Source organism: Actinomyces sp. ZJ308, assembly GCF_011752065.1.
In the GTDB taxonomy this organism is placed as follows: domain Bacteria; phylum Actinomycetota; class Actinomycetes; order Actinomycetales; family Actinomycetaceae; genus Actinomyces.
On record NZ_JAAIJY010000054.1, the window covers coordinates 1 to 6,793 of the forward strand.

The 6,793-nt window shown below is 63.8% G+C and carries 5 protein-coding genes; 1 reads left to right on the plus strand and 4 read right to left on the minus strand.

The annotated features are described in order from the left end of the window. Positions 1–329: 329 nt before the first annotated feature. Positions 330–1,349, minus strand: coding sequence for a pyridoxal-phosphate dependent enzyme (locus tag HCR68_RS13580; protein ID WP_167150350.1), 1,020 nt, complete (start codon positions 1,347–1,349; stop codon positions 330–332). Between the two features lie 82 nt (positions 1,350–1,431). Between HCR68_RS13580 and HCR68_RS13585 the strand changes: the two genes are divergently transcribed. Continuing rightward, entirely contained in the window at positions 1,432–2,349 is a 918-nt protein-coding gene (locus HCR68_RS13585) for a LysR family transcriptional regulator (RefSeq protein ID WP_167150352.1), read from the plus strand. Between the two features lie 124 nt (positions 2,350–2,473). Here HCR68_RS13585 and HCR68_RS13590 read toward each other — a convergent pair whose 3' ends face one another. From HCR68_RS13590 to HCR68_RS14025, 3 genes are all read right to left on the minus strand, one after another. Beyond that, a complete protein-coding gene (locus HCR68_RS13590; protein ID WP_167150354.1) occupies positions 2,474–3,637 on the minus strand; it encodes a hypothetical protein in 1,164 nt (387 codons plus the stop codon). 86 nt (positions 3,638–3,723) lie between these two features. Further along, the gene (locus tag HCR68_RS13595) at positions 3,724–5,880 is read right to left on the minus strand and encodes a hypothetical protein (RefSeq protein WP_167150356.1); all 2,157 of its coding nucleotides are present in this window, start codon (positions 5,878–5,880) and stop codon (positions 3,724–3,726) included. Positions 5,881–6,031: 151 nt separating this feature from the next. Beyond that, positions 6,032–6,424, minus strand: a complete 393-nt coding sequence (locus tag HCR68_RS14025; RefSeq protein ID WP_208320621.1) for a hypothetical protein — start codon at positions 6,422–6,424, stop codon at positions 6,032–6,034. Positions 6,425–6,793 lie beyond the last annotated feature (369 nt).

Here is a 6,793-nt window from a genome sequence, read left to right on the forward strand (position 1 = left end):
CAGGTACGGACTCACCCAGCAGATTCTACCGCCGTCTTAGTGCCCCGAAACGACCACCCCACCCCCAGAATCCCAACGAAAAACCCCACTCTGAAACACAAACCACCCCAACCTGTGCAACTCAGGTGGGACCCCGCAAGGACACCGGTGCGTCCGCGAGAGCCTTCCGGGTCCGGTGGCGCCCGGTGGGCGGCCGCCGGAGCCAAGGGGAGAGGGCCGGGTATGCGCCCCCGACTGCGCTTCCCGGCCCTCACTTGAGTGTCGCCCGGACGGCGGCCGCGGCTCAACGGGGAGTGTTCCCCAAACCGCCCGTTAGGTTGTGGCTCGCCTCAGCAGGTGAGGGCCATGTCAGTGGCGGAGCCGGCAAGGGCGGCGAGCTCGTCGTCGTCGGCGTTGCCGCCGGTGCACACGACGGCGCAGGGGCCGCGGCGGGCGGGGTCGGCCATGAGCCCGGCCAGGCTCGCGGCGCCGGCGCCCTCGGCCAGGGTGTGGGCGTGGGTGGACATGAGGCCGACGGCGCGCTGGATGTCCTCGTCGTCGACCAGGATGAAGTCGTTGAGGCCGCGGCCCAGCACCGACTGAGTGAGGGTGAAGCTCGCCCCGACGGCCAGGCCCGCCACGCGCGTGCGGCTGTGGACGGTGGTGGGCCTCCCGGACTTCCAGGCGCGGTGCGCGGCCGGTGCGGCGCTGGACTGGACGCCGATGACCCAGCACCCGGGCGCCAGGACGTCGCGCACGAGGCAGGCGCCGGCGGCCCCGGAGCCCGATCCGACCGGGGCGTAGACGGTCCGCAGGTCGCGGTGGCGGCGGAAGAGCTCGAGGTAGACGGTGGCGTGCCCGAGGACGATCGCCGGCTCGTCGCCGGGGGAGACCATGCGCATTCCCTCGGCCACGGACAGGGTCTCGGCGTGGGCGAGCGAGTCGCACATCGTGTCGCCCTCGACGACGACGCGGGCCCCGAGGGCGCGCACCGCGGCGACCTTGCGGGCCGGGGCGCCGGCCGGCACGACGACGGTGACGGGCACGTCGCTGCGCGCGCCGGCCCAGGCCAGGGACTGGGCGTGGTTGCCGGTGGAGGCGGTCACCACGCCGCGGCGCCGCTCCTGGGGGCTGAGCGCCGCCATGAGCGCCACCCCTCCGCGGACCTTGAAGGCGCCGGTGGGCTGGACGTTCTCGTGCTTGACCACGACGTCGACCCCGGCCTCGGTGTTGAGCAGCGGGTAGGACCAGGCGGGGGTCTCGGGCAGGACGCGCGAGACGGCCTCGTAGGTGCGCAGGACGGCGTCGAAGTCGAGGCCGCCTTGGGGGCTGAGGGAAGGGGCGGGGGTCAGGGTGTCGGTTGCGGTCATGGCTCCATGATGATGAACCCTGGACTATCGGTCCAATGAATGTTTTGACGAATACCCATCGATATGAGACATACTTGGGGCCGTGATCGACGTTCAGCAGCTGCGCGCCCTCGTGGAGCTCTCCAGGCTCGGCACCGTCTCGGCGGCAGCCGAGTCCCTGGGCTTCAGCCAGTCCACCGTCTCCCACCAGCTCGCCGCCCTGTCTCGCGCGACCGGCGCGGTCCTGCTGACGCGGGCGGGGCGCGGGGTGCGGCTCACCGAGGAGGGCAGGGCGCTGGCCGCCCGTGGGCAGGAGGTCCTCGACCTGCTGGATCGCGCCGAGCGGGAGGCGGTCTCCATGGCGCACGCGGAGGCGGGGCGGGTGCGGCTGGCCGCCTTCCCCTCGGCAGTGGCCTCGCTGGTGCCCGGGGTGCTCGACGCCGTCGGCCAGAAGTACCCGGGGCTGGAGGTCGAGCTGGTCGACGCCGAGCCGCCGGAGGCCCTCGATGCGCTGCGGCGCGGACGGGTGGACGCCGCCCTGTCCTTCTCCTACACCGACGACGACGCCGGCGAGGGCCTTCAGTCGGCGCACCTGCTCGACGACGTCCTCTACCTGGTCAGCCACCCCGGCGGCATCACGCGCATCGCCGACGGCGCTCAGTGCCGGTGGGTCACCGGCTGCGCGCGCTGCCGCGAGGAGCTCATCACCGTGGGCCTGGCCAACGACTTCACGCCCGAGACCGCCTACGCCTCCGACGACTACGTGGCCGTGCAGGCGCTCGTGGCCGCAGGGGTGGGGGCGGCGCTGCTGCCCGGCATGGCGCTGAGCGCCTACCGGCACGAGGGGGTTCAGGTGCGGCCGTTGGCCCAGGAGCACCGGCGGGTCGAGGTGGTCACCCGTGCGGAGAGCCCCCGGCCGCTGGCCATCGACGTCCTCGTGGAGGCCTGCCGGACGGCGGCCCGCAGCACGAGCCTCCGTCGGCCCGCGGTGCGTGGGATCGGGAGTGCCGCGACACGGTGAGTCCGCGATGAGTCCACAGTGAGCCATGGTGGCGTGCGTCGTTGCCTCGAGACGGCTCGGACCGGTGCGCAGTGACCGCAGCACGCCCGCCAGGAGCGGGCCGAGTGGGGAAACGACTACCAGATCACGAGTCTTCCTGGAACTGCTCCAGGTTCTCGGTGTGGGGGTGGCCGTCGTCGTTGGCGCTGAGCCAGAACAGCGGGGCGTACTTGGTGGTGTTGCTCTCCGACGGAATGCTCTGTCTGACGAGCAGCCCAGGTCCTGTGGGGGTGCGAATCGATCGTACGTCGAGGTTGGTGATATCTGTCGCCGTCCCCGAGTTGGTATTGAATAGCTCGACTCGTACGCTGCCCCATTCTGAATATGCAGCGTCCCGCTCTTCTTTGGTGGTGGCGTTGTTGTATCGAGCCAGCAGTGACGCCGCCTTCTGCGGGTCGGTGTATCGAGTAATCCATCCACCGGAATGAGTTCCAGTGGCACCCGTGATGGTGTCGACAGTGTTGCCTCTCCCATCGATACGGGTCAAGGTCATGGGGGTGCAGTGACTCGATTCGCATCCGCTGCTCATGGGGTTGGGGGCCAGGTAGAACGAGTGATGGTCGGCTCCGGTGAGCCACTGCTCAGTCGGGTATGTTACTGCGGGCTCTTCAGGGGCAGTCGCGGAGAGAATCTCAAGCCTTCCCCGACCAGATCCTCCAGGGAAATATCTATCTGATGTCTCGACCGCGAGGTGAGTGTCCGTTAATTCGCTTCCAATGACAGGTCGAGTGAAGTGAGCGGTTCTGAGGACCGACCCCGTCGATGTGTTGATGATGACGAAATACGTTATCGAAGCGCGTTGATCCTCCAGTTGGAGTACCGCGATGCTGCCGTCCGGGCTTACTGTAACCGGGTTGGTGAGTGAGGAGGTCTGCATATAGGAGGAACCTCGTGATGAGGAGGAACCGGTGGAGTCTGTTTCGGAAGTGCTGACCTGTTTGAAGTTCTTTGTCGTGATTCTTATCGCCCATTGCAGGCCCTTGTCTGACGATCTTCTCCCGAATAGCAGAACAGCTGGAGGTTCGCCCGCCTTCGCATCGCTTCTCTGCTGCTCGGCTCCCGTGATGTAGTAGTCGTTGACCGCAATGGCGTCCTTCCAATCAGTGAGGTTTGGGTGATTCTGCTCAGAATCTATCTGGTCGGCCTCCGAGAGGTTGAGAGTGGTCACGGTGAGGCCGGCGCCCTGCTGCGGACCGCCGTAGAAATGGCAGGTGCTTAGTGTCAGTATCGAGATGATCGCCAGCGTCACGACCGAGAGTGTCCTTGCGTCTCGACGCAGTTCTCGTTCCACAAAGGCGCTCGAGTATGTGAGACGTGCGACTGTCATAACATCTCCTAGGAGACTCCGTAGAGTCTAAAAATGTGTGGAGGGGTGGACTGTGTATTAGGTGTGGTGTCCTGTTTGCCGGTGTCAAGGGTGATCACCGTGACTCCAGGAGACCTCGTGAAACTTGTAGCCTGCTCGGCGTCATCTTTTTGTGTCATGAGCTGGTCCGCCCCTGTCACTAAACTTCCGGGTTTTCTGAGAGTGGTTCCTGCTGTAATAGGGATCGTCAGGGATGGTGAGCCATCTTCTGGCTTTACAGCTATACATGCCATGACAGCGTCTTCGTCGGCCGTAGACTCGATTCCCGCTCGCGCGGCTGCTAGTCCGGGGTACTGACTCGATGGCGTTGCGGTTCTGGTTGCGGGATCGAATACTGTCGCGACGCGCGATGCCTGCCATCCGTTAGCAATTTGGATCAGGTGCTGGCCGGTGCCGTAATAAGGGTAGGTCGACAGAGTGTTGGAGGCGGCTGAGGCCAACCTGTTCACGCCCGATGCGGACCCCAGTGGAACGGTTTTAACGTTGGTCTGGTCGCCTCGTGCGATATCGTCAATGTTGATTGCATGTGCCAGCGGGTGGCCATTCTCGTCGTTCTGTCCGGAGAACTGTGCGACCCATCCGCCAACAATCACTGGGTTTGCTCCGATGTAACGTTCGTCCAGGTCTGCCCTCAGTTCATCCTCGACGATCGGATCGATGAGCAGATCCTTGATCTGCGTGCTCGCAGAAGGATTGGTCTCGGGTGCAACGGCTATACTTGCGCGTCCGTCCCACGTGTGCTTGTCTGGCTTGTCATCGTAGTTCTCGGAGTAGGTGTCGACGATAAATGTCTTGTGGCCCGCAGGGCCCGAGTAGGTTGTCGCGATGGGGGATTCGAGTGTCTGCAGTGTCTCTCCATTCTTCAGGGAGAAGATGGTGTCGTGGTCAAGAGCGGCGGTGTCGGTGAGCTGAAGCGTGCCACCTCCGCTGATGTGGTTGAGGACCAGCTCTCCTGTCAAGGTGTTGAAAACCAGTGTCGCCTCTGTGTCGTCCTCAGTTTTGGTTGATGCCGTATAGTATTCGTCCGAACTGCGCTCAAGGATTTCTGGAACTGCTGCTCGTAGGGCAAGGTAATGGCGGTCTGGGCTTGTGAAGGCCGTGGTGATACTGAGGTCTGACTTGTACTCCCACAGTGTGCCGCCGTTGGCTGGGTTGAGTGCGATGACTCCACCATTGCTGAAGACGATCGGGCCTGCGGCTCCGGCGACTACCTGGTCGACGTCAGTCATTTCCTTGGTCCAGATGACGGAGGTGCCGATCGTTGTCGGAAGTGGGGGAAGACTGCTCGGGGCGGATATCGTGCTGTGCTTGAATGGGGTGATGAAGTAGTGCGTCCCAGTCGCGAGTAGGGAGAGCGTGATGACTGGAATGAGTGAGACGGCTGCGAGATGGGTCTTGGTTCTGGCGGGTAGATTCAGAGGCACGTATCTGGGACTGATTGGTTTTCCTGTTTCTATCCGGCGGTCCGTCCGCCGATAAAGACTGCGCCATCGAGCCGGGTTGTTGCGCTGGCTTGAATTGGTGGGAATCAACGATCGAATGCGATGTAAGATGACGCTGATGCACATGAGCATTGCGACGCCGAGCTCTCCCGCGGCATAGCTCAGTAAGATCGGGAATGAGATTCCCGACTGCTCGTATGTCGTCCGCCAGAGTTGAATGGTCATCGTTGTGCAGGCGACGCCGATAGAGGTGACCATGATCAGAATGACGATGGCTGCCGTTCGCTGTAACCGGTAGGTGATTGCTGCGCCCCACCAAGCCAGCACCTGGACTATGGATAGTATCGCTGCCGGTTGTGATATTCCTGTTTGAAATGTATTGGCGTTGATGCCGTAGGCCACGCTCAGCCCCATGGAGACGAGCCATGACACGAAGGCGGCGATGAGCCCGCCCCAGCGCAGGGCGCGCAGTGTCAAGGTGCCGCGTGGCGGGAAGGGATCGCCGTCCTCCTCCTCGCTGGCGGCGGTTATGGCCTGGCTGGTTCTGGTGGCATTGCGGCCGGTGCTGCCCCCGGTGCCGCTGGTGCCTGGCGAGCTGGGGGGCTCGTCACTGGAGGCGGCGGTGCCGAACTGGGGGCCGGGCTGTTCGGTGTCGTTGTCGGAGGCGTCGGGTGCGGAGGGCATGATCCTATTGTGGTGACCTGCCCGAGACTATGTCCGGCGTTTGCATGCTGTTCACCAGATTGAACGGGCAAGTGAAAGTGCTCCAGCTGGTTGGCCTGGTGCTGCTTCGGTCTCTCCCCGCGCTTCCGGTCAGAGTGCCCTGGCCCGCACCTCAGTCATCCTGGAACTGCTCCAGGTTCTCGGTGTGGGGGTGGCCGTCGTCGGCGGCGCTGAGCCAGTACGCGGGCGTGGGCTTGGTCCAGCCATTCTCGGTGAGGACCTGCTGGTAGATAACCACTCCGGGGCCGTTCGGAATCTGGCGTTCGTCAACGGTCATACTGGTGGTGTCCATGGTCTGGCCGGTGTCGATGTGGACCAGTTGTTTCGGGAGGTTCCGGACTGATTCTTGAAGCGTGCCATCGTTATCCGGCGAGGCATTGATCTGTTGGAGAAGATTGGTGGCCTCTTTCGGGTCCTTGTACTGGCTGACCCATCCTCCGGGATGAACGGCAGTGACTCCGGACATGGTGTCGACGGCGTGCCCATCAATGCCGCTTCGCGTCACGGTATACGGCGTGCATCTCTGTGTGCACTCGATAGGCGGCACGTCCGGCGCGAGGAGAAGGCTCTTCCCTGAGGCGCCGATAAGCCACTGGTTGGTGGAGAACGATGATGGCTGAGCGTCGGAGTCCTTGATCGAGAAGACGCTGACGACTCCCTTGCCGGAACCCGCCGGGAAGTAGTTCTGGGCGGTCTCGACGGCGAGCGCGCTGTCGGTAAGGGCCTGCCCCAGGACGATGCCGGAGACTGGGCTGCTGGGTGTTTTTCGGACACTGCTTGTTTGGTGTTTCAGGCTGCCTTGGTTAGGCTCAGGAATTCTTGCTCGACCTCGTTAGGTGTGCGGTATCCCAGGGCTGAGTGAAGGCGCACATGA

Bases quoted from the DNA above. Each gene is read 5' to 3' on its own strand.
- HCR68_RS13580 (WP_167150350.1), bottom strand. From the start codon at position 1,349: ATGACCGCAACCGACACCCTGACCCCCGCCCCTTCCCTCAGCCCCCAA.
- HCR68_RS13595 (WP_167150356.1), bottom strand. From the start codon at position 5,880: ATGCCCTCCGCACCCGACGCCTCCGACAACGACACCGAACAGCCCGGC.